Origin of the sequence: Spirosoma sp. 48-14, assembly GCF_001898575.1 — a bacterium.
Taxonomy (GTDB): domain Bacteria; phylum Bacteroidota; class Bacteroidia; order Cytophagales; family Spirosomataceae; genus Spirosoma.
Map to the genome: position 1 here is coordinate 139932 of NZ_MKUD01000025.1, position 26257 is coordinate 166188.

Here is a 26257-nt window from a genome sequence, read left to right on the forward strand (position 1 = left end):
CAATTTTAAGGTTGCCAAAAACAATCAAAGGTATATATTTACCCGTTAACCTGCTTCTTCTAACCCCCATTGGGCGAATTCCCGGTAAGTGTATGCGTCAACTCACTCGGAGGTTAGTTTGTTGGCTAGTGACTGGACTGCTCAGTTTTTCCAGCTATGTACAGGCCAGTCCACCTGAGCCCGAATATCTCACTGTACGCAATGGCTTACCTCAGGGATTTGTTAATTCGATTATTCAGGATAAACGGGGATTTATCTGGTTAGCCACCCGCGATGGTCTTTGTCGATACGATGGCATTCGGTTCCGAATTTATACACATGATCCCCGATTAGTTCAGTCGCTTTCGTTTAGCAGTATCTACGAAATCCGGGAAGATGTGCTCGGCAAACTCTGGATTCGTACTGAAAATAATCATATCGACTGTTTCGACCCTGTCACTGAACGCTCCAACCGAATCTCTAATTCACGGGCCTTTCAGCAGGCATTAGGTCGTGATCAACTTATTGGTATTCAACCCGATCGGGCTGGCAATGTTTGGGTTGCCACCCGAACAAATGGCTTTTTTCGGCTCAATGCCAATGGGTCTATTTCACATCGGCAATGGGCCATAAAAAGCGATTCTGTCCAGTCGCTTATACATGCAATTCTGGTCGATCATCAAAATCAACCCTGGCTGGCTACTCACTACGGACTTTTTCGATACGATCTGAGTTCACAGCAGTTGATCGCCTTTCGTACCGATCAGGGCCTTCCTCAAAACGAAATATATCGACTCCATGAGCGACGCAATGGCGAATTCATGCTGGGGTTTCCGGGAAGCGTTGCTCTATTCAACCCGACAAAAAAGCAAGTCAGACAAGTAATAAATCTGGCCAATGAGCCTGGGTTACCTCTCTTTGCAACCGATCAGCAAGGCGTTGATTATATTAATCAAAACCGCTATACCGATCGAACAGGGCTGGTACCATTGCTCGAAGATGCTTCGGCCGAATCCCCTAAGTTAGGGAGATTCACTCCTTTAGCCATTCTTGTTGATCGTTCCAATGTACTCTGGATTGGGCTCAACGGTGATGGGGTAATCAAATATGACCTGAACAAGCACCCTTTTCAAACCTGGCCCTACCGAACCAATTTTCAGACGGATTGGCTCACCCAACAGGTAAACATAGCAGCCAGTGTTATTCCAGATGCTATACGCCAGCAGTCGCCATCGGGAATTCGGTATCAATTCGACGGGCGTCGAACCCTATGGATCAGTAGTTTGCAAACGCCCCCCTTCCGATATGACGCATCTCGACAATCGTTTGTAGCCGTACAACCTACAGGTATCGAAACGCGCTGGTTACCCAACGGAAATTTTCGGCTGGCTGCCCTGGCAACGGGGGCTCAGGGAGAGCTTTGGGGTTTATTAGGTCCAGCCAATCAGGCAGTGGTACGCTATAACGCTGACCTGCAAACGTTTACGGCTTTCCCACTCCCACTCCCAGCCAATCATCCGTACACCATTACAGGCATGGTTGTGGATGGTGGCCGCATCTACCTGGCCACCGAAAATCACGGGCTTCTCCGGGCCGATTTGCCCAGTAAACGACTCATTCACTGGCAAAGTGTAGCCAGCAATCCTCACGCCCTACCTGGCAATTCATTATTATGCCTGGCCCAGGACCCTTTGCAGTATAAGTATTTATGGATAGGCACATTTGGTGAAGGCCTATGCCGACTCGACAAAATGACAGGTTACATCGAACGGTTTCCCGTTGGTAAAGCCTTATCGACCAACGTGATATATGCAATCCGCACCGACAACAAAGGACATCTCTGGCTAAGTACAAATCGGGGCCTTTGCCGTTTCGATACGCGAACGAATGACGTTCGAACGTATATGGCCGATGACGGGCTGCCGAGTGAAGAGTTCAAACAGTATTACGACGTAACCTTACCTGATGGACGACTCATTTTTGGTGGTGTGAGTGGATATACCACCTTCGATCCGAATCGAATCAGTGAAGATGCTGCAAAACCAACTGTTGCCCTGACGGCTCTTCGGATCAGCAATCAACAGGTAACAGCCAACACTCCCGATTCTCCCCTTGATAAAGACATCAATGAAACCCAGGAAATCATTCTGTCTAACCAGCAAAACTTTTTATCAATCGACTTTGCTGCCCTTGAATTTAATCAGCCCCATAAAAATCAGTATCGCTATAAATTAATCGGACTGGATAAGGACTGGGTATACAGCGGGAATGTCACAACAGCAACATACACCAACCTGACCCCCAAAGCCTACACCTTCATTGTCAATGCCTCCAACACGTCAGGAGCCTGGAGCCCCCATACACATACGTTGCGCATTGTCATTGAACCCCCGCTTTGGGCTACCTGGTGGGCTTATACCCTATATGCACTTCTGTTAATGGGTGCCCTGTTGCTGTTTATCCGAATTCGAATCGGTCGATTGCACCAGAAGAACCAGATGCAGCTTCGTGAGCAGGAATCGATTCAGCTTAAACATCTAGACGAGGTTAAATCACGTTTTTTTGCTAATATCACCCATGAGCTTCGTACTCCACTAACCTTAATTCTAACACCGTTAGAACAGGTACTTACCGATACAGCTGATTCCCCTTATTTCAACCGACTGGCTCTTATTTACCGGAACGCCAATCGGTTACTAAGGCTTATTAATGAATTGCTCGATCTGGCCAAACTAGATGCCGGTAACCTGACAATTACGCCGAGTCCCGGCGATCTGCCGGAGTTCATTAAGCGCATTGTAGCCGTTTTCATGGATGAAGCCCAACGTAAGAACATACAGCTGAACCTGACTCATCAGTTTATACAGCCTTACTATTGGTTCGACCCGGATAAGATCGAGAAAATCCTGACCAATCTGCTGTCGAACGCCTTCAAGTTTACCAATACCAATGGTAGCATAACCATTCAAATTGCGGTTGAACCGATAGATCCAGCCCTATCAAATTCAGCCAATACTGACCTGATTCGCTTATCGGTTCATAATACAGGCACACCGATTGCTCCTGAAAAACTACCCCACATTTTTGACCGCTTTTATCAGGCTAACCCATTGGCAGAAGGGGCCGTTGGCGGTTCGGGCATTGGTCTGGCTCTGGTTAAAGAGCTAGTTGAAATCATGCAGGGGACACTATCTGTAAAAAGCAAACCTTTAGAAGGCACAACCTTTACGGTTTCGCTCCATTGTCGCCAAGCCCGAGCCGAACTTGTTTCCGAACAGCTTACCAAACTCGAACCCGTTTCACAACTTACAATCTCTGAACAACCTTCAAGTCCTCAGGAAGCTATTGACGACAAAGTATTTCGTTTATTGCTGGTTGAGGACAATGATGAGCTGGCCGATTACATTGTATCTACGCTGAATCCTGAATGGCGCGTGAAACGCGTTAATAACGGCCAGGCCGGTGTCAATGCGGCTATTGCAGAAGGACCCGACATGATTATCAGCGATGTTCTGATGCCCGAAATGGATGGCTATGAACTTTGCCGCCAGCTAAAAAGTAATCCTGTTACCAGTCATATTCCCATCCTCCTCCTAACCGCCAAGGCCTCTGTCGAAAGTCGCATAGAAGGATTAACTGCTGGGGCTGATGACTACCTGGCCAAACCGTTTCAGGTAGCCGAGTTTCAGGCACGAGTGCGCAATCGACTGGAACACCAGCAACGGATGCGCCAGCATTTCCGTACGCAACTATTACGACAGGGCAATCTTCCCACTACCAGCCTGGACCCGCAAGATGAGTTTATGAATCGCATCTACACCATTCTGGAAGAAAGACTCGATGATTCGACGTTTGGTGTCGAACCTTTAGCAACGGCTATTGGCATGAGTCGAATGCACCTGAACCGCAAAGTGAAAGCGATGACGGGCCTTACTCCTAATGAACTGATCCGAATGGTACGGCTAAAGCGGGCCGCCGAATTACTACTGACTGGCGTATCTGTATCGGAAGTAGCCGATCGGGTGGGCTTTGATACACCTGCCTATTTCTCCAAAGTTTTTAAAGATCAATACCACGTAACCCCTTCCGAGTACGTCGATCAGAATCGTCATGAGGTGGCCTGACATCGGTAGCCTGCTGGTACAATTTTACTACAGACACGTCCCACGTCAATCAGCCAAACGGCATTTTCAGTCGATAAATAATGCATTATTACCTATATACGAACTGGATGTTACAAATTTTATAGTCCTTGTTACGAAACAGCAAGAGCAGGGCAGCCATTGCGATTAGTATTGCGTAAGTATTACTTACTCATCGATCTCAAGAAAAGTTTTACACTTATGTCAATGTCCGTCTTTTCTTTTTCGAACCGGTCAACATCAATGGAATGGCCCCCTCTCAAGCTTTACCTTCGGGAAACAGGTCGGCAGCTTTTTTCTGTATCAGATTTAGTTTATCTACAGGCCGTAGCTAACTATAGTTGGCTGAACTGGGCTGATGGTCGACGCATGCTGATGCCTCGTACCCTAAAGTATTATTCTCCACAACTACCTGCTGAACTCTTCATTCGTTTACACCGCAATTGTGTTGTCAATCGTCAATTCGTTGAACGGTTGGAGCGAACCGAAACTGGTGGCCTGGTCCACTTAACCACGGGCGAGGTGCTACCCGTTTCACGTCGGCGCTGGAGTTTGGTTCGTAGGCAGTTAACGAATCAGCGTTCGTATCTGAATTAATCGCTTTCTGCTTCTTCTACAGACAGACGTCTTTCCAGTGAATCATTCGGCATTCAACATAATGCTGTTTTGGTTCATCGGGAAGACGTTTTTTTTACCCTCTCCTGAGATCTTCCTCCAGCGCTCACACTAGAATCTCCCGAGAAGTCTACTTACTCGCCAGGACAATTTCTGTGCCAGTCTTTACCTCAATCAGCCGACTTTTGGTCCTTTAACCTGTTTATTTATCTGTATTCTGGCAAGAGATTGAAAAAAAATCAAAAATTTTCAACTACAGCTGTAATGTTTTTCTATTTCAGTCGTCTTTGCGATTGATATGGATCTACAAGCCTTTAAACAACGCATCCTGCCCGTTCAGGGACGCCTTTTCCGATTGGCGCAGTTGTTTCTTCGCAATCGTGAAGAAGCCGAAGATGCCTTACAGGATGTGTTGCTACGATTGTGGACCAATCGACAACAATTAGAAACGTATACCAGTATCGAAGCTCTGGCTGTACAGATGACGAAGAATTTGTGTCTGGACAAGCTAAAAGCTCATTCCAGGCGCAACTATTCCGATGAGGCTACATTACTTGGCATTCAGACCGATGATGCTTCGCCCTATCGACAGGTCGAAGTAGCCGATAGTGCCGAGCTTATGCGAATCCTCATCGATGAATTACCTGAACAGCAGAGACTTATCCTTCACCTGCGTGACGTAGAAGAGTACTCGTTTGAAGAGATCGAACAGGTAACGGGCGTCAGTATTAATAATATACGTGTGATTTTGTCGAGAGCCCGCCAACGGCTTCGGCAGAATTATCTAAAAGTCAATGATTATGAAGCCGGACATTGAAAAACTACTGGATAAATATTACGAGGGCGATACAACGCTTCAGGAAGAAAAGCTATTGCGGCAATTTTTTCAGGAGGAATCGATACCTGCTCATTTGCAAAGTCATGCTGACCAGTTTCGGTATTTTGCCAATGTCCGAAATCAACACCCATCGTTTGCCTTTACGAGCAAGTTAGCGGCCCAACTCATGGCAACTGAGCCAGGCCGGGGCTTTAGCTTTACGACCTGGTTTCGGCGCTTAGCGGCCAGCGTATCGCTAATCATTCTGGGCTTTGCAGGAGGAATCATTTACAACCACTGGCGAGCAGCTTCGCCCGAAAGCGTTTCATCGAGAGAAGAAACTCCTTCTGCTTTAGCCATGAAACAAGTGCTAACGTTTGAGCATTTGCCCAAAACCTCAGCCAGCGAGCGCATCCAGGCAGTCAATCAGAGCTATGAGCTAAAACAGATCGATCAGGATATTACCCAATTACTTATCAATACTCTGAATTTCGATGCCAATGTAAACGTGCGACTAGCTGCCTGTCAGGCCCTTAGCCATTTTGCCAATGAGCCGGGTGTCCGTGAAGCACTGATCCAATCACTGAAAATTCAGACAGATCCGAATCTGCAAATCAGCCTGATTGATACGCTGGTCGCTATCAAGGAAAAACGAGCCGTCGATGAAATGCAGCGGCTGGCTCAAAATCAACAAGTACTGGATGCCGTTCGCCAAAAAGCAGAAGAAGGCATTAACCACCTGGTTCAGGGCCAGGATTCTCCTTCCTGATTATTACGGTATTCTGTTTACGGTGGGCTAACGCAAACGCAGGTTAATGCTTCAGCCTATCGTAAACCGAAGACCTTATTCATTTCCTAGTCTACAATTTCCAAATACAACAACCATGAAAACGCTCCTAGTATTGAGTGCCAGTCTCTTATTGTGCCTATCCAACGCCCAGGCACAGGAATACAAAACCAAATTAACCAACGCCAAAGACCGAAAAGTAACCTTTGAAATTGACGCGGGGGATATAAAAATCGAGGGGTACAACGGCGACGAGGTAGTAATTCAGGCTAACTCGGGTTACGAAGCGCCCCCAGAACGGGCTAAAGGACTAAAACCCCTGTACTACACGGCTGTTGACAATACCGGCCTTGGCCTGGCAGTGACGCCCGAAAGTGGTGGTCTGAAAATTGAAAAAGCAACCCGAAAATCTATCAAGTATACGATCAAACTTCCGAGGAAAGTAGGGATTCTCTATCAACAGACCAACTGGCAAAAGGCAGACGTTACCATCAGCAATATGGACGGTGATCTGGAAATCAAGACCAACAATGGATCGATGGACTTGAAGAATGTGACCGGGCCAGTTGTGGCCAATACAACCAATGGAGAAATCAACATTGTATTCTCCAGCATCGATCAGGAAAAGCCGACGGCCATTTCGACCATCAACGGTGAGATTGATATTACGTTGCCTGCCAGTACGAAGGCAAACATGAAGTTACAAACCATTCATGGTGAGATGTATACCGATTTCGATCTGGGCATCAAAAACGCAAAAGATGGGTTAGCACGGGTCGGTGGTAGTCATTCGATCAATGGCACAACAAACGGTGGCGGGGTTGACATCCAGCTTAAAACCATCAACAGCAACATCTACATCCGTAAGCAGAAATAAACGCTTGACACCCATGAAAAACAACCTATTCCTATTCTCAATTGGCCTTCTGGCCCTACTCTCTCAGGCAGCCGCTGCGCAACGTATCGTTCAAAAAACGATGCCGGTTTCGGCTAACCAACTCGTCAACCTTAATCTACGCTTCGGCGATAGTATCCAGGTTCGCTACTGGGACAAGTCCGACTTGTCTGTACACATATCGGCAACGATCAACAGCGGTAAACTGGATGATGCGTTAGTGGTAACGACTAATACGACCGATAGCGAAGTCAGTATAAAAACAGATTTCGACAAGGAGAAGTTGAAAGAGGGCAAAGCAGAAGATTGTCCGGGCGATGGCCATCGGTGGAGTACCGACCAAAATGGTAAAACCTACTATGTATGCAGCAAAATAAATTATGTGGTGAATCTGCCTCGGCATGCTAAACTCAAAATAGAAACCATTAACGGAAACATCGACATCCAGGGGGCCACCGAAGCCGTGTTTGCCAAAACGATCAGCGGGTTTGTCGATATGAGCTGGCCGAAATCAAAAGGGGCCAATGTGGCCATGAAAACCATTACCGGTGAAGTGTATTCCGATATGGAAATTGCCTTCAAGAACAAGAAAGAGAAAAATCCAATCGTTGGTTATAAGTTGGAAGGAGCCATCAATGGGGGCGGTCCCGATGTTCAACTGGAGTCGATCAGCAACAATATCTACTTCCGAAAGAAAGACTGATGCGGTAAACATTCTCATTCAGGGCGGGTTCAAACAGACAGTTATACATCTGTTGAATCCGCCATATTTTTATGCAACTCAGTTCCGAATCGGCATCGAAGACCTGGATCGCTCATGAACGCCTAACTTCTGCCTATGGTACTCAGGCCATTCAGGGTTATTCCGATCCGATGCATGAATTAATCGGAACGATTCTTTCCCATCGAACTACACATGCCAACGAAGTGCTTGCCTACAGAACCCTGCGCGAACGATTCCCTGCCTGGGAACAGGTTCGAGACGCCCCACTTCTTGAATTAATCGATGCGATCAAATCCGTTACGTATCCCGAAGTCAAAGCCCCATACATCCAAAATCTGCTGGAGCATTTGTTTAGAGAAACGGGATCGGCCAATATCGATTTCCTCAATGATTTACCTACCGAGGAGGCTATGCACTGGCTTACCAGTTTGCCAGGTATTGGCTTAAAGACAGCCACTCTCCTACTGCTTTTCAAGTTTCACAAACCCGTATTACCCGTCGATACCCATGTCCATCGTGTTACACAACGGCTAGGCCTTATTGGCCCCAGGGTAAGCGCTGAGAAGGCACATACTATATTACTAGCTTATTTACCCAAGGAGCCACTTGTATTGTTCAACTTCCACAAACACTTCTATTGGCACGGACAACGGATTTGTACCTGGTATACCCCCCGGTGTAGCGAGTGTGTTCTGATGGATTTGTGTATGTTTTATCAGCAGGGCGGCACAGCCATCCTGAGCAGCACGCCCGTACGCAAAAAGAATACACTGAACAGTTGAAACAGCATTTCTTTTAGAAGCAGATACGCCCCGACATAGAGACTATATCGGGGCGTATCTGCTTCTCTATAACTCGCGTTAACTCTTGTTTCCGTATTTCTTTTTATAAAACTCTTTCGACTGGTCGACCCAATTATCGCGCTCGATGCGGCCGGGGAAAAACTCGATGATCTCGTTAACTTTATCGATATCCTCTTTAGTGAAATTAGCTACCTGCCGAAAAGTATAAATGCCCAGACTATGCAGTTTACGTTCCAGAAATGGGCCAACCCCTACGATATCTTTCAGATCATCGGCTTCTGAAGCCAATGCACGACCAATCCGGTCGAAATTTATTTCGCTAGCCCGAGCCGCAATTCGGTTAAGCACAGCCGACTCCGAATTTCCCGCTATAACCGGGGCTTCAACTGGAGCAGATGGAACATCAGGAATTACTGGGGCAACGGGGGGGGAAACTACCACTGGCTTATCAATGGGCACATTCACAAGGGGGACTGTGATATCCTCATTGATAAGCTCCGGTGTATCATCAGGCGCGATAACCGGCAATAACGGATCAGCATGAACAAAGGTCGGCGGTGTTTCCAAAACGGGCTCAGGTCTTGTCGGTTTTATGCCAGATACCTTACCCGAAACTTTGGTCCTTCGGCATTCCTCCAGTTCGTTTTCTTTATCAGCTATGGCTGCTCGTAGCGCATTGATGCGCCCAGTCAAGATCAGACGGCCCAACAGCCAGCCGATAAGAGCCGCCAGAGCCAGTAAAATAAGTATTTCAGAAATAGCCACCGGGCGGCTTAAGGGATCTAATCCAAACATAACGGATTATGGTTTAAGGAGTTGTGGGTTTACGGTTTATAATGAGCTGACGTGATCGCTCTATTTATTGTCAGCACACGGTAAGCTATATCTCATTTTTTCTTCGCTAACTGGCTGGCCTGCCCTACCCAATCATCACGCTCGATTCGGCCAGGAAAAAACTCAATAATATCATTGACCTTATCGATATCTTCTCTGTCGAAATTGGCAATTTGCCGAAACGTGTAAATACCAATCGCATGCAGTTTCTTTTCCAGAAATGGACCCACACCCACAATAGCTTTCAGATCATCGGCTTCAGCCTCTGATGCCAGACCGATACGGGTAAAATTGAGTTCGGTGGCCCTCGACCGAATCCGGTTTAGTACCATCGTTTCACTATCTTCAGTACTAACAACCGCTACAGATTCTCGCTGACAGTCATCAACAGCCCGTTCAGTACTGGCTAGCTCACCTTCCAGTTCCCGAATGGTTCGCTGGCGTGAAATATATCCGTTAATGAAACCCAGCACAGCCGACACAACCAGCATTAGTATCTGTTGCATCTGTGCATCGGGGAGATTAAGGGGATTTAAGTCAAACATAGTTTCTTTTCGAAGTTTATGTGTTTCTGGCTCAAGACGTTCTATAGCAATCGTCAATCAAAACAGCTTGAGCGTTTTTATTTAGCTTACTGAACAACGACTGTTACCCGGCGATTCGCTTTTCGACCCGACATAGTGCTATTGTCTGCTTTGGGTTCGGTCTCCCCTTTCGCTTTAACAATAATTTGCTCCGACGGAACCCCCGCTTTCCGAAGTCTAACCTTCACGTCGTTGGCCCGATCGCGGGATAGCTGCATGTTTACATCTTCAGGGCCAGAGCTATCCGTATGACCAGTTAGCAGAAGCTTTTTGTCTTTATGGTCGGCCAGGTAGCGAATAGCCTCCCCAAAGAATTTCTTTGTATCCTCAGTTTTAATGTAGTTCGATTCACCCAACTGGAAATACAAATCGATTGGCTTAAACACCGACGTAAACTTCTCGTTATTAGCCAGTTCTTTTTCCGTTACTTCTTTTGTAATCTTGACCGGCTCCGCTGTAGTACTGGCCACGGGTTCAGCTTCGGTTGGCTTAGTTACTCCACCGAAGGCAAAATCGAGTCCACCATAAAGAGAATCGCCTTTGGCCGTGAAGGTTAGGTTACGCTCTTCGGCCGTGGTTGTGATGGATTCGGCCGGAATCCCCTGTTGTACCAGATACTGCTTGAGTCCTTCAGCCCGTGCAATACCTAAATTGGGGAAAGAGGTTGAATTCGTTTCATTTGCTGAATAATAGCCCTTAATTTCGAGCGTTCGACCAGGGTTGGCTTTTAAATAAGCAACCATTTCGTCGAGCGAGCCTCCCAGACTGTTCATGTTGGCATTAGCCCCCGATTTTGCAAAACTAAAATTGCCCGGAAGGTCGAGTCGGAACCGATCGCCATCAGCTATGGTGAACCCATTTAAGGGAGCTGGAGCCCCTGTTTCTTCGGTGGTCGCGGGAGCTGCTTTAACATCGTCCACGCATAACTGCTTAATTTTGCAGACGTGCCACCAGGTCGAACCGGCCATCCACAAACCAAGTAAGATAATCCAGGGAATTTTGTTCGTTAACATACTAAACGAGGGTTTACAGATACTGTATTCAGTTTGCTGCTTTGAGACGAACTTCTGTGAAAAGGTTGCTCAAAAATACACGCAAGCCCTTCAAATACAAATGATTTACCTACAAGACTATCAATGACCAGATTGGTCACTGCATTCAGCTAATGAAAAGTTGTTACCAATTTGTTAATGCATAAGTCTGATCTACGACAAGTCCGGTTAAACCCTATACGTTACCCTTCAAACCATATATAGTTTATCAACAACTCAATTTATGCTTATTGATCTTCGAAGCGATACGGTTGCTCATCCTACACCCGCCATGCGTGAGGCTATGTTTTCTGCCCAGCTCGGCGACGACGTTTTTGGCGACGACCCAACTGTAAATGCCCTTGAAACGAAAGCGGCTTCGTTATTTGGTATGGAAGCCGCTCTCTTCTGTGCATCGGGCACTATGACCAACCAGCTCGCTATTCGTACCCATACACGGCCCGGCGATGATGTGATCTGCGATTACCTGTCTCACGTCTACCAATATGAAGGGGGTGGTATATCCGTAAATGCGCTGGCTTCGGCCAGTTTAGCACACGGCATACGTGGCAAACTCACGCCCGACCTTATACGCGAACATATCTATAATCGTGCCGATCCTCATAAACCACTTTCCCGGCTGGTCGTTCTGGAAAATACGATCAACAAAGGAGGAGGCTGTTACTATACGATTCCTGAAATCGCAGCTATTCGGCAGGTGTGCCAGGAGCATGAACTGATCCTTCACCTCGACGGTGCCCGTCTGTTCAATGCGCTGGTCGAGACGGGCGAACCTGCAACGGCTTATGGGCAACTGTTCGATTCAATCAGCATTTGTCTGTCGAAAGGGCTAGGTTGCCCTATTGGGTCACTACTTCTAGGAAAAGTCGATTTCATCGCGCAGGCCCGACGCTACCGCAAGTTGATGGGTGGCGGCTGGCGTCAGGCTGGTTTTCTGGCTGCAGCGGGTATTTATGCGCTGGATCATCACATTGACCGACTGAAGCAGGACCATTCCCGCGCTCGGAAAATCGGCTCCTTACTTGAGCGTCTGCCCGAAGTGGAAGACATTTTACCTATCGACACGAACATCGTCATTTTCAGGCTTCCCGAAACAATTCTGGCTACGGATTATGTTGCTAAGTTAGCCGCTAAAGGCATCCGCAGTGTCACATTTGGTAAGCACCTCGTGCGATTCGTTACGCACCTTGACTTTACCGATGAGATGCTGGCGGAAATGGAACTTATTCTGAACCGGGATTTTCATTGATTTTATTGATTAGCCTGATTTTGTTATGAATCAGTAGAACACAGATTTTTATGATCGTTATGATCAATCATAATTAATAAGGCTGAAAGCCAATTGGCATTGACAATTAAAATCATAATTGATCATAATCATCATAAAAATCAGCGTTCTATACAATCAAGGTTTGTCAATCAAATCATAAAAATCCTGGTTCTGACAGCTATGCATATACAAACCAGAAATTTACAGAAATCGGATTACCACGACCTCAAAGAGACCATGATCGAGGTCTATAGTGGTATTGGGGGAGATTATTGGCCCAAGAGCTCGATCAATAAACTATTACATATTTTCCCGGAAGGTCAGTTCTGCGTTGAAGTCGATGGTAAAGTCGTGGCAAGTGCCCTGGCCATACGAGTGAAATACGACAACTTTGGCGATAACCACACGTACTACGAAATTACGGGCGGTTATACCTTCAAAACACACAACGACGAAGGCGATTACCTGTATGGTATCGAAGTGTTTGTTCACCCCGATTACCGCGATCTTCGGTTGGGTCGGCGGCTGTATGATGCCCGGAAAGAGCTTTGCGAGCAGTTGAATCTGAAGGGCATTCTGGCTGGGGGGCGTATTCCAAATTACAACAAATACGCTGATGAACTGACACCCCGCGAGTACATCGCCAAGGTAAAGCAAAAGGAGATTTACGACCCGACGCTGACTTTTCAGCTTTCGAACGATTTCCACGTTCGGAAAGTCCTGCGCGGTTATTTACCGGGCGATTCTGAATCGAAAGAATATGCTACGCTGCTGGAGTGGATCAATATCTATTACGTCAAAGAGGCCGATAAGAAGCCGCATACCGACTCCATTATCCGGCTGGGCGTTATTCAATGGCAGATGCGGTTATTCAAAAACCTGACTGCCTTTCTGGATCAGGTCGAGTTTTTTGTGAATGCCGTAAGCGATTACCGGGCCGATTTCATGGTACTGCCTGAGTTTTTTAATACGCCACTCATGGCCGATTTCAATGACCTGCCCGAACCCGTCGCCATCCGAAAGCTCGCCGATTTCACCGTTCCTGTACGCGAGAAGCTGTGCGAACTGGCCATTTCCTATAATGTCAACATCGTGGGTGGTAGTATGCCCCTTGTTGATGCGGATGGAAAGTTATACAATGTAGCTTACCTCTGCCGACGCGACGGTTCTTATGAAGAGTATCGAAAAATACATATCACCCCCAACGAAGTGAAGCATTATGGCATGGTGGGTGGGCATGAGATTCGGGCGTTTGATACGGATTGCGGCAAAATCGGCATGCTGATCTGTTACGATGTCGAATTTCCCGAACTCAGCCGGATTCTGGCCCAGCAGGGCATGCAGATTTTGTTCGTCCCCTTCCTGACTGATACGCAGAATGGCTATTCCCGCGTACGTCATTGTGCACAGGCGAGGGCTATTGAAAACGAGTGTTATGTAGCCATTTCGGGTTGCGTGGGTAATCTGCCTCGGGTGCATAATATGGATATCAACTATGCGCAATCGGCGGTATTTACCCCTTCCGATTTTCAGTTTCCGACCAACGCCGTTAAAGCAGAAGCCACGCCCAACACGGAGATGGTTCTTATTGCCGACGTTGATTTGAGTCTCCTGAAGGAGTTACATGAACATGGCTCGGTTCAGGTCATGAAAGACCGCCGAACTGACCTGTACGATGTCACGCTGAAAAAAACAGCCCGGAAAGCCCTCAAGGGAAAGAAAGAATCACCCGACAATGACCCCGAGGCCGTTCCACCCGTTATTGTTGTGGCGAATTAAGAAGGGAAACGATACCAATAAATAGCCAGCAACTGGTTAAAACTAGTCAGGTAGCTTATAAGCCCGACTTCTCTTGACCAGTTGCTTACACCAACCCTTCGATTGAAAACACATCTAGTTTCGACTTCCTGAAATTACGAACCCGGCTCAAAACAGCATTGCCGTTGTTTGATCCGCCTTCATTGGTATTGCCTTCAATGGTTTCAATAAAGTCGTCGCCAATGTGGGTTATCAGGCCCGCATGAACCCAATCGTTTGGTGTTTTTTGGAGGAGAAAAATGTCACCGGGTTTCATCAACGCTGGGTTGGCCCGAATCTGGGAATAGCGAAAAAGTGCACCTGTCTGCAAACCCGTTGTTCCAACGACGTCACAGCTATAGGTCAACGGCATAATTTGTTTGAAATCTTTACCTACTATAGAGGCTGCCTGATCGAGAATGGTCTGTACAAAGCCCATACACCAGAGCCACTCGCTTCCTTCATTACCATCCATATAAGCTCGTACCCACGGGCCTGAGTTCGGTTGCTGATTGATGACCAGCTCAAATGGCCGATTCTGTAACTGATTTCGGGCTGCCTCAATCACCAACCCACGTAGTTGTGTTCCAGCAATAGGCCCCAGAAATGCCGCTCGCATGGGAGCGGTCAGCAAATCGAATGTAGCCTGGTCGACAACACCATTTTGAGATACGCCTTTCGTTTTCTGAAAATTTTTAACTGCCTGTTCGGTAGCTTTGCCAAAGTCGCCATCAATACCCGTTGCCGTAGCGGCTCCTGCATTGGTCATAGCGAATAGCGTCAGCCAGGCCTGAATTTTTCGAACGTCCTTTTTGGTATTGTTCGATCCATTTCGTTGTTGAACAGCACTGATCGTAAGCTCGTTCTGAAAGGCTGTCTTTTGCATATCGGTAAGTCAGGAAGGTATGTTTTTAAGATGCGCACAGACTTTATTTATCGCAGAAGTTCCGCGACCAGAATACCCAAATAGGTACCAATGGCGTTACCTAGCGTACCAACCAGTACGGCAGGCAGTTGTAAATCAGGCCGATTCAGGCTACGGGCCAGCGCCAGGGCCGACGTTGCTCCACCTATATTTGCCTGTGAGGCAATGCCCAGTATATCCCAGTCCTGCCGGAATAAAGCCCCGATTCCAAACACAATAAGCGCATGAATCAGTACCAGTAACAGGATCATACCAAACAGGACAAAAGCCAGTTGGCCATCGCGTATGAGGGCGGCAATGTCGCAATAGGCACCAATGACAGCCAGAAAAATGTAGATACCGAAAAGGCCAAGTAGTCGGCTCCCTCGCAACGAGTTGATTACCCGGAATTGCGCCAATGCCAACGCAATTGTTGTCAGAACCAGCACGAAAGGGATAACAGGAAACAAAGCTGCCAACTGTTTGGAAAGAAAAATAGACCCAAATCCAAGTGCCAGCAAGAGGGCCAGATCATTTGGAGTCATCGTTTCAGAATCAGAGAATAGATCTTCAGCCGGCGATGTACCCTGATCCTTTGAGGCAATCGGTCGTTGCCGAGGAAACCGACGTTGTAAAAAAACGGGTAAGGCAAGGGTCGCTATCATCCAGAGGGCCGTCATAATATTGTCGGCAGCCGTCGCTGCGATGAATAAATTACCCGCTTTCGACACGCCATAATGCAGGGCCACAGCGTGGAAATTAATACTTCCACCGATGTAGGTTCCTGTAAACATCCCCGCCAGGGCGTAAAACAGACTACCAACTGTTTGTGGAGCCGAAAATGCCCAAACACTCACCAAAACACCGATGATCGTTCCCGATGATCCTATCAAAAACATCGTCAGCATGGGTAGACCCGCCTTACGCAAATCTTTGAGATTAACACTTAGCAACAGCAGAAACAGCGAGAATGGGGCGATGTAGCTAAAAATGCCTTCGTAAACCGGCGTTTCAGAAGTAGGGATAGCCCCCAGATTGGCTTCGACAGCCGTTACCAGAATAACCAGCAAAGCTGTACCAATCTGACGAAAGCCTGGCTTTTTTGTTAGCCATTCGCAAATGATAACATTCAGGCAAAGAATGAACAGGATAAAAATAGAGTCTGTCACAAAAGAGGTAGGTTATGCCTGTAAAATAGGCAAAAACAGTCAATAGCGCGCGAAATCTCAGGTTAGTTATGACGAAACTGTGTAAACTGCTTCGATAATTTTAATCGGTGTAACGCATGACGATCCTAAAATCTATGCCCTATTTTCTATTTTTTTTCATGAACGGGAATTTTTAACAAGCCAAATCTGTAACTAATAATATTACAGTAATGAACGGACGTTTTGCCATATCGATGCATATTTTAACGCTGCTTACCAAAGCGAACGGCGATTGGGTTACGTCTGACTTTATTGCGGGTAGTATTAATATTAATCCAGTCCTGGTACGCAAAGAAATTAGTAACCTTCGCAAGAAAGGACTAGTCGTTAGTCGAGAGGGGAAAAATGGGGGAACAATGCTGGCAAAACCAGCCAGCCAGATTCGGGTGTCGGATGTGTTTCTGGCCACCAATCAAGGGACTGTATTAGGCAATGCACGGAACTCACCCAATCCAGATTGTCCGGTTGGCCGACAAATTAATCGCCATCTGGACAGTTTATATCAGGAAGCGGAAGAAGCGCTGGTGCGAAATCTGGGAACCAGTACCCTGGACGATTTTGTGCATCGATTTGATTAATTTTTTTTGAACAAAACTGTAACAATTTTTATTACAATAATTACTTTTCAATAAACCATTTAATTCTATGAAACTGGCACTTATTGGCGCATCTGGTTTTGTTGGTTCAGCTGTTCTGACCGAAGCCCTTCAACGGGGACATGACGTAACCGCCATTGTTTCTCATCCCGAAAAAATCACCACTACTGATTCTAAATTAACTGTCAAAAAAGGCAATGCCCTGGATGCCAATTCAATAGCCGAACTGGTTACTGGGCACGATGCCGTGGTCAGCACCTTCAATGCGGGTTGGACAAACCCTAACTTATATGATGACTTTTTAAAGGGCGCTGAGGCTATTGAACAGGGTACACAACAGGCAGGAGTGAAACGATATTTGTTCGTTGGTGGGGCCGGTAGTCTGGAGGTAGCTCTCGGTGTACAACTCGTAGACACGCCCCAGTTTCCGGCCGAATGGAAACCCGGAGCCTTATCGGCACGAGACTACCTAACCCGCCTTCGTCAGAACACTACCCTCGACTGGACTTTCTTGAGTCCGGCCATTAATCTGGCTCCCGGCGAACGCACTGGCACGTTCAGAATTGGTACTGAGCAACCTGTTTTCGATGAAAAAGGCGAAAGCAAAATTACCGTTGCCGACCTGGCTGTGGCTATTCTCAACGAAATCGAGCAACCCCAGTTTGTGCAAAAGCGGTTCACGGTAGGCTATTGACAACCCTTAAACGACGCAAATCCTCCCGAATGCCAGAATCATTCGGGAGGATTTACTTTAGGTGTATCATCTGGTATGTTGCCGACTCCATTTATATGGATCACGAGAAAAGGTAACCTGCTGGATTTTTTCACCAGTAGCTGAACAACGGATGTTGTCTAGTCGCTGCTATCGGCTTTATGTGTAGTGTTAATCCGGTTCTGGAAAAGTGTCATTCAGCTATCCGATAGGTGTCCGGTTGTAACTTCGAATGTACTCACCCGGAGCCATACCTGTAATACCTTTGAACTGCCGATTGAAGTTAGATAGATTCGTGTAGCCACAGGAAAAGGCAATCTGGCTAATGGTTTGCTTCGACTCACGTAGATATCGACAGGCATGTTCAATACGTACTTCATTGAGCAGCGTCAAAAATGTCTTACGGGTATGCTGACGAAAGAAACGGCAGAAAGCCCCCGGTGTCAGATTCGCCATGCTGGCAACATCTTCCAACGTGATCGAAGCATGGTAGTTTTCAAGAATAAAGGAAAACACCCGTTCGAGTCGCTGATGATCCTCGGGGCGTTGTGGATGCGTAAAAGCCGTTGCTGATATAACCTCCCGGTCTGCACAGGTTGACAAATAATCCAGGATACTGAGTAGCGTTAAAAATTGCTCGATAGGTCGCTGCGTGGGTAAAGATTCAAATTTCTCTGTCAGCGGGTGTCCCTCCCCACAGCGAAGCCGTACCCCATGCTGCGATTCACGCAGGAATAACTGCAAATGACGGGTTTCGGGTAAGTTCAGCACAGTAGGTTCCAGGTGTTCGGCACGAAAAAGAACGGAAATAGCTACAGAGCGCCGGGTCGATTCGGGGGCGAAATAATCAGGATCGCTACGAAGCACATGGGGTAAATTAGAGCCCAGCAGCAGTACATCATTTCGCCCAAAGCGATCAATTTTATCGCCGACAATCAGTGTGCCTTCCCCCTCCTGAATTAGGGTCAGTTGAATTTCAGGATGAAAATGCAAAAGCCCATAGAAATGAGGAAAATTATCCTGCTCAACCCGAAAGGTACGATCCTCAATAGCTGGCACTTTAAATAATAGTGGCTTCATCAGTAATTATTTTGCCCATAAACTTCACTTCCTGCATTAATGTAGTGAAAATAATATTACTATCGACCAATTTTTATCAACAATCGAAAGCCGTTCAGAGGTAATTTTACAGACAAATCGCACTCGTGAATTATCGCTACTCGAATGAACGTTTCTATCGCCTGGACGGGTGTTTATCCGGCCCTTCTGACTCCATTTACGGCTGACGATCAGCTCGATCTACCCCTTTTCGAAAAAAACCTGCACGCCCAACTCGAAGCGGGGGTCCATGGGTTTATTATTGGTGGTTCGCTGGGCGAAGCCAGTACGTTGCTCAATCACGAAAAAGTTGACCTGCTCAAATCGGCCTTGTCAGTTTGCCAGGGGAATGTACCCGTTCTGGTAAATATTGCCGAACAGGCCACCAAACAAGCCATAGCGTGCGCCCGGGAAGCCGAACAAAACGGTGCTGATGGTCTGATGCTACTACCTCCCATGCGTTACCCTGCCGATGCGCGGGAGACCGTGACGTTTTTTAAGTCGGTAGCCCAGGAAACCTCACTACCGATCATGATTTACAATAATCCATACGATTACAAAATCATGACAACCGTGGCGATGTTCGAAGAGTTAGCAACACTACCGAATATCCAGGCTGTGAAAGAATCGACCCGCGACCTGACCAACGTGACCCGGATGCGTAATGCGTTTGGTGATCGGTTCAAGTTACTGGGCGGTGTTGATACGCTAGCCCTGGAAGCCCTATTGCTGGGCTGCGATGGCTGGGTGGGCGGTCTGGTCGATGCATTTCCTCAGGAAACGGTTGCCATTTTTGAACTTGCAAAAGCTGGCCAAGTGGCCGAAGCGCTGGACCTTTACCGTTGGTTCATGCCGCTGCTGGAGCTGGATATTCACCCCAAGCTGGTTCAGTACATCAAGCTGGCAGCTACTGCCACCGGCATCGGTTCCGAATATGTACGTGCTCCCCGCCTGCCTCTTATCGGAGATGAACGTGAGCAGATTTTGAATGTGATCAACACGGCGTTAGCGAAACGACCTGTCCTCAGTGTCCAATAAATCTTATAGCCTAACACGACATTAACCAACATGGGTTTACAGGTTATTATGAGGCCACATGAGCCCCTTAATAACCTGTTCATGCTCAACTTCTTGAACCCTCCCTCCTCTCTGATCATCGTCATCTTCGTTTGACTGATTGCGGAGCGTTTAGGTCATTATGTTCAACCTTCCACTCAATTAACATCCACACACATGGCACACATTGGCATTGTGGGCGGAGGCATCGTTGGCCTCTGCTCAGCTTATTATTTGCATAAATCAGGCCATCAGGTTACGGTTTTCGATCAAACGACCATTGCTGATGGCTGTTCGTTTGGGAACGCAGGCATGATTGTGCCTAGTCACATAATCCCCTTGGCCCAACCCGGTATGATTGCCAAAGGAATGCGCTGGATGATGAAATCGACCAGCCCGTTCTACGTCAAACCCCGCTTAAATCTGGAACTGATGCGCTGGGGCTGGCTATTTTACCAACACGCAACGCCTGGTCACGTCGAACGATCGATTCCGGTATTACGAGACCTGAGCCTGTTAAGTAAAAAGCTTTTTCAGGACTTAGCGGTCAATGGCGACCTGTCGTTCGAATGGCAGGAGCGTGGCTTACTAATGCTTTACAAAACAACGGTTGCCGAACACGAAATGGCAGAGGAAGCTAACATAGCCAATCGCGCCGGCATCGAAGCTCGCTTATTAAATGGACAGCAAATACAGGATATGGAGCCTAAAACACGGGTTGATGTTCGTGGAGGTATTTGGTACCCTGGTGATGCCCATGTGAATCCAGGTGAGCTGGTTCGGTCGTTGGTTAGCTATTTAAAAAAAAATCAGGTAAAGATTCTGGAAAATCGTCCGGTGACAGGATTTACGAAGACAGGTGCACACGTTACCTGGATTAAAACACCTCAGGGGCCTGTAAAAGTCGATGGCGTGGTGATAGCAGGAGGAGCCTGGTCGCCCGACATTGCCCGTCAGCTAGGAGTTACCCTATCGATGCAGGGCGGAAAAGGATACAGTTTTATGCTCCGAAACGTAGGCGATACCGTGCGCGTACCAGCCATTATGCTTGAAGCTCGGGCAACGGCCACGCCTATGGGGAACCATCTTCGATTCGCCGGAACGCTCGAAGTGGCTGGCACCGACATGACCATTAATATGAATCGGGTGCGTGGAATTGTTCAGTCAATCAATCGCTATTACCCGGATATTACCGTCGATATGCCTGCTGCAGATACAGTCTGGCGGGGTCTTCGCCCTTGCTCGCCAGATGGATTACCGTACATTGGCAAAAGCAAACACCTCGACAACGTTGTGCTGGCAACAGGGCATGGCATGATGGGGTTAAGCCTGGGGCCTGCTACCGGCAAATTAGTCAGCGAGGTAATCACCGATAAGGTTTCCAGTATGGACATTTCATCGTTCGCTCCCGATCGATTTTAAGCCATTACCCTTGTCAGCAGCCAGCCTTCTATCGTGTTCATTACAGTCAGAAATTAGCTTACTCCTTTACCATTCGTAGTCCATATACCGGGCCAGCTGAGTTGTCCGCTTTGGCCTGTAACCTGATTGTTATGGTCTCTTTGCCTTTCGTTAGCTGTTGCGGAATTTTATATAAAATTTCGTAAAAACGGCTCTCTTTGTACTTATTGAGGTCTTCACTGGCAATTAAGGTGTCGTTGACCAGCACATCGAACTGACGGCCCCGATTATCCATCCCCCAATAAGTACCGATTAAACTATTCTGTGCAACGGGATCTACTTTCATGGTAAAACTCATAAAGGCACCACTGTTGGCAACACGAAATTTACGCGTATGGTCTTCTCCTGTTTCGAGTTTTTCGCCCGTAAAATCATGATCTCGTTCGGGCTGCATTTCACCCAGGCGGAGCAAATCAACGGTTCGTCGTTCGAGGTCGGCGGCCTCGCGACGTTTTTGCTCATAAACGGCTTGCTGAGCCTTCCAGCCATCGTCCGTAAATACATCCCAGTAAACGGTGTAGAAATTACTCTGGAGTGCATAAAACGGCTTCATCATCACCATAGCCTGGTTACCTGTCTGCCAGGTTTCGAAGGCTAGTGAATCACTGGCAGGCTTAATCCAACTGTTCGGATCGGGGTTATTGGTAACGAATACCGGAACGCCCTGCATCGGATCAGGTTCCCTGGCTCCCAGATCACCTGCCAGTAATACTGGTCCTGCAAAAAATGCCTGACGAGCCGGATTATCAGGCATCGGTTCGTAGCGTAGTCTGGCTGGTAACGTTAGTTCGATGCGATCACCCGTTTTCCAGCGTTGCGAAATCACGATATAACCTCCTACCACCTCCCCTTTTATAGGTTTCCCGTTGACTTTCAGGAGCATATCGCCCGACAACCAATAGGGTTTTCGTATCCGAATAGGGAGTATCTGAGCCTTATCCGTCTGAATGCGGAGTGAAACCTTTGAGTCAGAAGGTAGGTTAGATATCATCGTTACTTGTAGCCCTTTCTCAGCCCACGTCAGTTCCGATGGGATGAACAGGTTAACGTATAAACTACCATCGGCACCTTTGAAATAAATACTCTCACCGTATTTAACATGATTTTCCATCCCCGTGCCGACACAGCATGTAAAGCTTTCCTCTTCGTCGCTAAAGTGCTTACGGGTTCCCATTCGCAAGGGTACGAAATAGCAAACCATGCCTGTTTTGTGGTTCTGCGATGCCAGAATGTGGTTATACAGCCCTCGTTCATAAAAATCCATATACGATGCCTTCGGATCGAGCGCAAACAAATGCCGGGTGAGTTTCAGCATATTGTGCGTATTACAGGTCTCCATCGTATTGTCGGTCAGCTTGTCGTTGAGCTGATCGGGGGTGCTGAGGTATTCGTAGTTACTGTTTCCACCTGGAGCATAGGTATGGTGCCTGACGATGGTTTTCCAGAAGAAATCTGACATGGCAAAATCCGTCTGATTTCCAGTGAGTTCATAGCGTCGGATCGTACCAATAAGCTTCGGGATTTGTGTATTCGAGTGTTTGCCAGGCAAAATATCTTTCTGATGAGCCAGCGAATCCAGTATTCGTCGGTCATGAAATGTGTATGACAGATCGAGGTATTTTTTGTTTCCCGTCAGAGCGTACGTGTTGACCAGTACGTCGTTCATACCTCCGTATTCGCACAACAACATTTGCTGAACCTGTCCATCTGTAAGGTTTTTCAATAGCTCACCTGTCCAGTTGGCCATACCTACGGTGATGTTCAGGGCTTTTTCGTTATGAGCGTACAAATACGCATCGAGTAACCCCGCCATCACTTTGTGCACTGTATACCAGGGCGACCAGGCCCCGTTGAGGTCAAATCCTCTCGACCGGATATTCCCCTGAGCAACTTCGGCAAATACCGTATCTTCTTTCGGAATAGCTCCGATGTAGCCCGTTTTCCGGGCTTTCTGGCATTCGTCCAGTTCATCGACCATGTAGTTGATCCGCTTCAGGCATTCGGCATCGTTGGTGGCAGCATAATGAAGAGCCAGTGCCGACAGATAATGCCCCAGCGAATGCCCCGCCAGGCCCGACGACTCCCAGCCACCATATGGTTTGTCTTTCGGTGTCAGGCCCGAATGTGCCCGAAACTCCGACAACAGTCGGTCTGGTTTAAGCTCGAGCAAAAAACGGACGTCGGCATCCTGTGCCGTTTTAAACGGACTGTCGAGCAATTTTACGGCTCGCAATGGAAACGAGTAGGCTTTAATTGGCACCGCCGTTTTCACCTTGATTTTAGGATCACTTCGCTCCGGCAGATAGGTTTGCCCGAAACCAACAGCTTGCCATAACAACAGAACAGCAGTAAAAAATGCGGTTTTCATGATAAAGCGATTACGAACATTGCATACATCTTACTGTACCGACCACTCCAAAATACCGGCTGAGGCTTCTTTGGGAAGTTGAACCTCCATCCGAAGGGCAGTTGTCTGCACAGGTTCGAAGGTAACTTCATCGAATTGATCCTTATTTACGATGTAGGGCTTTGTGGTTTTAACCTCTTTCCAATCGCCGGTCGAGGTCTGGTAAAGTAATTTCCAGGAAGCTGGAATACGACACCCTCCCCAGGGGCTATCATCAAACCAGTACACTTTCGATGACGATACAGTAGCTGGTTTGTCGAACGTGTATTGTACCCATTGCACCGTATCTTTCTTCGGCCACCAGTGGTAATACATATTATCGTGATCGTTGGAGTTTTTAGGTGTATCCTGGTCGTTGAGGGCCACCAGCGCTTTGGTTGGAAAGGAAGCGGTAATTTTGCTGGTCGACGCAATCGTTGGTGCTGGCGTTGGTTTAGCGGCTGCGGGTCGGGTACCCATCCAGACAGCCATCTCACCCGCTCCCCGATTGGCCCAGGCATAATAGGGAATAGCCGTCAGCGTAGCCGAGCGGGTTTCCAGTTCACCATTGGGTCCGCGTTTGACTTTTTCAACACTGCCCGAAATAACCGCTACTCCTCCCAGCACATCCGGTTTAAACTCCGTCTGAAGCGTAGCCTGCGCCGGCAATACGAAATCCAGGACGTGTCCATCGGGGGAGTCGGGCCACTCGGCGCAGTACATGATCGGGCCACGTTCCAGGGCTACTTTGTCCAGATCGGCCTTCACACGCTCGCTGGCTTTCACCCTGCGGACCTCCATTGGTAGCGACAAACGCACCACATCCCCTTTTTTCCATGTCTGGCTCAGGATCGCATACCCGTCCTCTAGGTTATATGCTACTTGTTTACCATTGACAGTCAACATGACGGGGGCCGACGACTGGCTGGTAAACGCGTACAGGTTACCCGGAACAGGTTGATTCTGCGCCCAGCCCGGAATGCGAATGGCTAGTTCAAATGCCTTCGCCTTTGTCGGGTTGACCGTGAACGCTACATCCCCTCCCCATGGATAACGCGTTTCCTGGGTTATTTTCAGGGGTAGATTATCAAGCGTTATACTGGCTTCACTTTCTACAAACAGGTTGACATAGAGCCTGTTACCCCGTTGAGCATACACATAGCCAGGCATCGAAGGTATAAACCGGCACACGTTACTGGGGCAACAGGCACAGCCAAACCATGCACTACGACTATGCTGGCCTTTGGATTCCAGCGGATTGGGATAAAAGAATCGGTCGCCACTGAGCGATACCCCCGACAGCATACCGTTGTAGAGCGTTCGTTCCAGTACATCGTAAAATTTAGCGTTACCGTGGAGTAGAAACAGACGCTGGTTCCAGTAAATATTGCCAATGGCCGCGCAGGTTTCGTTATAGGCCGACATATTCGGCAGCTCAAAGGCTGGCCCAAACCCTTCATGGCCTCCCTGCGCCCCGATTCCGCCGGTGATGTAATATTTATCGTATACAACATCCTGCCAGATTTTGTCTATAGCATTCACGTACGCTTTGTTGCCCATTATGGCAGCCACATCGGCCATACCCGAATACATATAGGTAGCGCGAACAGAGTGCCCTACAGCTTCGGTTTGTTGCACCACAGGTTTATGATCCTGGCTGTATTCGTTGCCTTTGCCGCGCACATCGAGCAGAAATTTCGCCAGATCCAGGTACTCCTTTTTTCCCGTTGTCCGGTACAGTTTAACCAGGCCCATTTCTACGATCTGATGCCCAGGCGAGTAGCTTAATTTTCCGGGGCCGAAATCCTTGACCAGCAAGTCAGCGTTTTTAATTGCCACGGTTAGCAGTGTTTTTTTTCCTGTGGCCTGATAATGGGCTACGGCAGCTTCGAACAGGTGCCCGCTATTGTAGAGTTCATGGCTTAAGTCGGATTCTTTCTCCCAGCGTTTCAACCCCGACCAGGGATGCGGATGAGCGGGATCGATGGTGCGGGCCGTGTATAGATACCCATCGGGTTCCTGTGCACTGGCCACATAGGTAATCAGCGAGTCAATCTGAGCGTCTAGTTTTTTATCGGGAAATGTTTGCAGAGAGTAACTGGCTCCTTCGATAATTTTATATATATCGGTATCATCGAACGGATACTCGGTACAGAATTTCGTGCCTGGCTTACGATGGCCCGCCACCAGAAAATTATCCACCCGCCCCGTGCTGTAGCAATGCTTCAGCGCAATGGGGATCGTTATGTCGTGGTTGAGCCGAATACGGGGAGCCCAGAACTGGTCGGTCACTTTTACGGCAGTAAATGGAACAGGCTGTATCGGGTAATCACCCCCGGATTTTGGCTGGGCAGCAACAGGTAGCCCCCAACTCAGTACGGTTAGCCCAACAATCATCAGGGTCAATAGTGTTCGCTTACAGAGACACATGGAATCAACACGGTTAACGAATAGGATCAGCCTGATTGAGTTCATCCTATTCTATTTCAATCAGAATATCCACCAGATCGTCGAAGTTACGGTACTTTCTGACTAGG

Annotated in this window: 21 protein-coding genes; 13 read left to right on the plus strand and 8 right to left on the minus strand. The window is 47.7% G+C overall.

Annotated elements, in window-relative coordinates; translation table 11 throughout:
• Positions 1–92 precede the first annotated feature (92 nt).
• The 7 genes from BGO59_RS15400 to nth all read left to right on the plus strand — a co-directional run bounded on the left by BGO59_RS15400 (position 93) and on the right by nth (position 8741).
• On the plus strand, positions 93–4103 hold the full coding sequence (locus tag BGO59_RS15400; protein ID WP_293684513.1) for an ATP-binding protein: 4011 nt from the start codon (positions 93–95) through the stop codon (positions 4101–4103).
• Positions 4104–4364: 261 nt separating this feature from the next.
• The gene (locus tag BGO59_RS15405) at positions 4365–4718 is read left to right on the plus strand and encodes a LytTR family DNA-binding domain-containing protein (RefSeq protein ID WP_293684514.1); all 354 of its coding nucleotides are present in this window, start codon (positions 4365–4367) and stop codon (positions 4716–4718) included.
• 316 nt (positions 4719–5034) lie between these two features.
• Positions 5035–5553: an RNA polymerase sigma factor gene (locus tag BGO59_RS15410; protein ID WP_293684515.1), complete on the plus strand. Its 519-nt coding sequence runs from the start codon at positions 5035–5037 to the stop codon at positions 5551–5553.
• Positions 5537–6322 carry a HEAT repeat domain-containing protein gene (locus tag BGO59_RS15415; RefSeq protein WP_293684516.1) on the plus strand — a complete coding sequence of 262 codons (786 nt, stop codon included), beginning with the start codon at positions 5537–5539 and terminating at the stop codon, positions 6320–6322. The genes BGO59_RS15410 and BGO59_RS15415 overlap by 17 nt, the downstream gene beginning before the upstream one ends.
• Positions 6323–6437: 115 nt before the next feature.
• Entirely contained in the window at positions 6438–7217 is a 780-nt protein-coding gene (locus tag BGO59_RS15420; protein WP_293684517.1) for a DUF4097 family beta strand repeat-containing protein, read from the plus strand.
• 13 nt (positions 7218–7230) lie between these two features.
• A complete protein-coding gene (locus BGO59_RS15425; RefSeq protein WP_293684518.1) occupies positions 7231–7938 on the plus strand; it encodes a hypothetical protein in 708 nt (235 codons plus the stop codon).
• Between the two features lie 71 nt (positions 7939–8009).
• Positions 8010–8741: an endonuclease III gene (nth, locus tag BGO59_RS15430; RefSeq protein ID WP_293684519.1), complete on the plus strand. Its 732-nt coding sequence runs from the start codon at positions 8010–8012 to the stop codon at positions 8739–8741.
• 78 nt (positions 8742–8819) lie between these two features.
• Here the strand turns inward: nth and BGO59_RS15435 are convergent, their stop codons facing one another.
• The 3 genes from BGO59_RS15435 to BGO59_RS15445 all read right to left on the minus strand — a co-directional run bounded on the left by BGO59_RS15435 (position 8820) and on the right by BGO59_RS15445 (position 11193).
• A complete protein-coding gene (locus tag BGO59_RS15435) occupies positions 8820–9557 on the minus strand; it encodes a hypothetical protein (RefSeq protein ID WP_293684520.1) in 738 nt (245 codons plus the stop codon).
• A 92-nt stretch (positions 9558–9649) separates the two neighbouring features.
• Positions 9650–10141 carry a hypothetical protein gene (locus tag BGO59_RS15440; RefSeq protein ID WP_293684521.1) on the minus strand — a complete coding sequence of 164 codons (492 nt, stop codon included), beginning with the start codon at positions 10139–10141 and terminating at the stop codon, positions 9650–9652.
• Positions 10142–10227: 86 nt separating this feature from the next.
• A complete protein-coding gene (locus BGO59_RS15445; RefSeq protein ID WP_293684522.1) occupies positions 10228–11193 on the minus strand; it encodes an OmpA family protein in 966 nt (321 codons plus the stop codon).
• A gap of 262 nt (positions 11194–11455) precedes the next feature.
• On the opposite strand from BGO59_RS15445, the gene BGO59_RS15450 reads away from it, so the two are divergent.
• Both BGO59_RS15450 and BGO59_RS15455 read left to right on the plus strand, forming a co-directional pair.
• Positions 11456–12481 (plus strand): low specificity L-threonine aldolase, encoded by a 1026-nt coding sequence (locus BGO59_RS15450; protein ID WP_293684523.1) that lies wholly within the window; start codon positions 11456–11458, stop codon positions 12479–12481.
• Between the two features lie 201 nt (positions 12482–12682).
• A complete protein-coding gene (locus tag BGO59_RS15455) occupies positions 12683–14281 on the plus strand; it encodes a bifunctional GNAT family N-acetyltransferase/carbon-nitrogen hydrolase family protein (protein WP_293684524.1) in 1599 nt (532 codons plus the stop codon).
• Positions 14282–14366: 85 nt separating this feature from the next.
• On the opposite strand, the gene BGO59_RS15460 is transcribed toward BGO59_RS15455, so the two are convergent.
• Positions 14367–15185 (minus strand): peptidoglycan-binding domain-containing protein, encoded by an 819-nt coding sequence (locus tag BGO59_RS15460; RefSeq protein ID WP_293684525.1) that lies wholly within the window; start codon positions 15183–15185, stop codon positions 14367–14369.
• Between the two features lie 47 nt (positions 15186–15232).
• The gene (locus BGO59_RS15465) at positions 15233–16372 is read right to left on the minus strand and encodes a DUF819 family protein (RefSeq protein ID WP_293684526.1); all 1140 of its coding nucleotides are present in this window, start codon (positions 16370–16372) and stop codon (positions 15233–15235) included.
• A gap of 209 nt (positions 16373–16581) precedes the next feature.
• On the opposite strand from BGO59_RS15465, the gene BGO59_RS15470 reads away from it, so the two are divergent.
• Positions 16582–16989: an Rrf2 family transcriptional regulator gene (locus tag BGO59_RS15470; protein WP_293684527.1), complete on the plus strand. Its 408-nt coding sequence runs from the start codon at positions 16582–16584 to the stop codon at positions 16987–16989.
• Positions 16990–17056: 67 nt separating this feature from the next.
• A complete protein-coding gene (locus tag BGO59_RS15475) occupies positions 17057–17701 on the plus strand; it encodes an NAD(P)-dependent oxidoreductase (RefSeq protein ID WP_293684528.1) in 645 nt (214 codons plus the stop codon).
• Positions 17702–17920: 219 nt separating this feature from the next.
• Here the strand turns inward: BGO59_RS15475 and BGO59_RS15480 are convergent, their stop codons facing one another.
• Entirely contained in the window at positions 17921–18799 is an 879-nt protein-coding gene (locus BGO59_RS15480; RefSeq protein ID WP_293684529.1) for an AraC family transcriptional regulator, read from the minus strand.
• A 144-nt stretch (positions 18800–18943) separates the two neighbouring features.
• On the opposite strand from BGO59_RS15480, the gene BGO59_RS15485 reads away from it, so the two are divergent.
• Positions 18944–19855 carry a dihydrodipicolinate synthase family protein gene (locus BGO59_RS15485; RefSeq protein ID WP_293684530.1) on the plus strand — a complete coding sequence of 304 codons (912 nt, stop codon included), beginning with the start codon at positions 18944–18946 and terminating at the stop codon, positions 19853–19855.
• Positions 19856–20050: 195 nt separating this feature from the next.
• A complete protein-coding gene (locus BGO59_RS15490) occupies positions 20051–21295 on the plus strand; it encodes an FAD-binding oxidoreductase (protein ID WP_293684531.1) in 1245 nt (414 codons plus the stop codon).
• A 58-nt stretch (positions 21296–21353) separates the two neighbouring features.
• On the opposite strand, the gene BGO59_RS15495 is transcribed toward BGO59_RS15490, so the two are convergent.
• On the minus strand, positions 21354–23702 hold the full coding sequence (locus BGO59_RS15495) for a glycoside hydrolase family 127 protein (RefSeq protein ID WP_293684532.1): 2349 nt from the start codon (positions 23700–23702) through the stop codon (positions 21354–21356).
• Between the two features lie 30 nt (positions 23703–23732).
• A complete protein-coding gene (locus tag BGO59_RS15500; RefSeq protein ID WP_293684533.1) occupies positions 23733–26150 on the minus strand; it encodes a glycoside hydrolase family 127 protein in 2418 nt (805 codons plus the stop codon).
• Between the last annotated feature and the right edge of the window lie 107 nt (positions 26151–26257).

Bases quoted from the DNA above. Each gene is read 5' to 3' on its own strand.
- BGO59_RS15495 (WP_293684532.1), bottom strand. From the start codon at position 23,702: ATGAAAACCGCATTTTTTACTGCTGTTCTGTTGTTATGGCAAGCTGTT.
- BGO59_RS15500 (WP_293684533.1), bottom strand. From the start codon at position 26,150: ATGTGTCTCTGTAAGCGAACACTATTGACCCTGATGATTGTTGGGCTA.
- BGO59_RS15440 (WP_293684521.1), bottom strand. From the start codon at position 10,141: ATGTTTGACTTAAATCCCCTTAATCTCCCCGATGCACAGATGCAACAG.
- nth (WP_293684519.1), top strand. From the start codon at position 8,010: ATGCAACTCAGTTCCGAATCGGCATCGAAGACCTGGATCGCTCATGAA.
- BGO59_RS15445 (WP_293684522.1), bottom strand. From the start codon at position 11,193: ATGTTAACGAACAAAATTCCCTGGATTATCTTACTTGGTTTGTGGATG.
- BGO59_RS15485 (WP_293684530.1), top strand. From the start codon at position 18,944: ATGAACGTTTCTATCGCCTGGACGGGTGTTTATCCGGCCCTTCTGACT.
- BGO59_RS15450 (WP_293684523.1), top strand. From the start codon at position 11,456: ATGCTTATTGATCTTCGAAGCGATACGGTTGCTCATCCTACACCCGCC.
- BGO59_RS15420 (WP_293684517.1), top strand. From the start codon at position 6,438: ATGAAAACGCTCCTAGTATTGAGTGCCAGTCTCTTATTGTGCCTATCC.
- BGO59_RS15460 (WP_293684525.1), bottom strand. From the start codon at position 15,185: ATGCAAAAGACAGCCTTTCAGAACGAGCTTACGATCAGTGCTGTTCAA.
- BGO59_RS15455 (WP_293684524.1), top strand. From the start codon at position 12,683: ATGCATATACAAACCAGAAATTTACAGAAATCGGATTACCACGACCTC.
- BGO59_RS15410 (WP_293684515.1), top strand. From the start codon at position 5,035: ATGGATCTACAAGCCTTTAAACAACGCATCCTGCCCGTTCAGGGACGC.
- BGO59_RS15435 (WP_293684520.1), bottom strand. From the start codon at position 9,557: ATGTTTGGATTAGATCCCTTAAGCCGCCCGGTGGCTATTTCTGAAATA.
- BGO59_RS15490 (WP_293684531.1), top strand. From the start codon at position 20,051: ATGGCACACATTGGCATTGTGGGCGGAGGCATCGTTGGCCTCTGCTCA.
- BGO59_RS15425 (WP_293684518.1), top strand. From the start codon at position 7,231: ATGAAAAACAACCTATTCCTATTCTCAATTGGCCTTCTGGCCCTACTC.
- BGO59_RS15415 (WP_293684516.1), top strand. From the start codon at position 5,537: ATGAAGCCGGACATTGAAAAACTACTGGATAAATATTACGAGGGCGAT.
- BGO59_RS15400 (WP_293684513.1), top strand. From the start codon at position 93: ATGCGTCAACTCACTCGGAGGTTAGTTTGTTGGCTAGTGACTGGACTG.
- BGO59_RS15405 (WP_293684514.1), top strand. From the start codon at position 4,365: ATGGAATGGCCCCCTCTCAAGCTTTACCTTCGGGAAACAGGTCGGCAG.
- BGO59_RS15480 (WP_293684529.1), bottom strand. From the start codon at position 18,799: ATGAAGCCACTATTATTTAAAGTGCCAGCTATTGAGGATCGTACCTTT.
- BGO59_RS15475 (WP_293684528.1), top strand. From the start codon at position 17,057: ATGAAACTGGCACTTATTGGCGCATCTGGTTTTGTTGGTTCAGCTGTT.
- BGO59_RS15470 (WP_293684527.1), top strand. From the start codon at position 16,582: ATGAACGGACGTTTTGCCATATCGATGCATATTTTAACGCTGCTTACC.